Raw genomic sequence first — 1,298 nt, 5'->3', positions numbered from 1 at the left:
CGAGCGCCGGATGGGGCGGCGGGCCGACATCGTGCACCTCTACCACCGGGAGGACGAGCTGTTCCCCTCCAAGGAGGAACAGGGCCTCGCGCGCGACCGCCGGATGCTGCTGATCAACTGGAAGCCGTCCTTCGAGCACACCTGGGCCGCCATCGCCGCAGGCGCCATCGACCGGCGGATCGACCGGCTGGCGCGGCACATCGCCAGGACCTACCGCGAGCCGTTCTTCCTGACCGTCCACCACGAGCCGGAGAACGACGTGCGCGCCGCCCCCGGCTCCGGGATGACCGCCGACGACTACGCCGCGATGTACCGGCGGGTGGTGCTGCGGCTGCGGGCCGGTGGGGTCGGCAACGCGGTCACCGTGATGACGTACATGGGCGCGCCCAACTGGGCGTCCAAGCCGTGGTTCGAGCGGCTCTACCCCGGTGACGACGTGGTCGACTGGGTCGCGCTCGACCCCTACGCCGACAGGCGCGTACGCGACTTCGACGGCCTGATCAACAAGCGGCGCGCCGACTACCCGGACTGGCCGGGCTTCTACCGCTGGATGCAGTGGCGCTTCCCCGGCAAGCCGATCATGGTGGCCGAGTGGGGGGTGTTCGAGCGCTCCGGCGACCGGGCCTTCAAGCGGGAGTTCTTCCGGTCGGTCCGCAGGCGGATCCAGCACTATCCGCAGATCAAGGCGCTGGTCTACTTCGACTCGCCGCACGCCCCGAGGGGGGACACCCGCTTCGACGCCTCCCCGGGCGCGCGCAGGGCGTTCACCGATCTGGCGCGGGACTCCTACTTTCGCTCGACCCCTGTGGAACGCTGACCCGGGCCGGCCGGACGAACCGCCACCCGGCCACGCCCGCCACCACCGCGACGCCGACGACGCACAGTGTCGCGATGTCGTTCACTCCGAGCAGTTTGAGCGCCGAGGCCAGCAGCACGACGGTCAGCAGCGCGCGGATCAGCCCGCCGGGGGCGCGCGCCGAGATCCGCGCGCCGAGGTACACCCCGGGGATCGACCCGGCCAGCAGCGACGTGGTCAGGTCGAGCCGGAAGTCGCCGTAGAGCAGGTGCCCGAGGGCCGCAGAGGTCACCAGCGGCACGGCCTGCACGAGGTCCGTACCGACCAGCTGGTTGGCCCGCAGCGCCGGATACAGCGCCAGCAGGGCGACCACGATGAGCGAGCCGGACCCCACGGAGGAGATCCCGACGATCAGCCCGCCGACCGTACCGACCAGTAGGGTAGGAATCGGGCGTACCGCAACGACCGGCATGACCCCGGCGTCCGCCGGCCCGTCGGCCGC

General features: G+C 71.6%; 2 protein-coding genes. One reads left to right on the top strand and one right to left on the bottom strand.

The window, feature by feature from the left end:
• On the top strand, nucleotides 1-817 hold an 817-nt coding region (locus C1I98_RS38740), incomplete at its 5' end, for a glycoside hydrolase family 26 protein (RefSeq protein WP_111172168.1).
• On the opposite strand, the gene C1I98_RS38735 is transcribed toward C1I98_RS38740, so the two are convergent.
• Nucleotides 765-1,298 (bottom strand): sulfite exporter TauE/SafE family protein (locus tag C1I98_RS38735; protein ID WP_146607926.1); only part of this gene is annotated, 534 nt, incomplete at its 5' end. The two genes, C1I98_RS38740 and C1I98_RS38735, sit on opposite strands and share 53 nt — an antisense overlap.

The sequence above is a fragment of the Spongiactinospora gelatinilytica genome (genome assembly GCF_003236385.1).
Classification (GTDB): Bacteria; Actinomycetota; Actinomycetes; order Streptosporangiales; family Streptosporangiaceae; genus Spongiactinospora; species Spongiactinospora gelatinilytica.
Note: the sequence above shows the minus strand (reverse complement) of the source record. Positions and strands in the feature narration are given on the sequence as shown.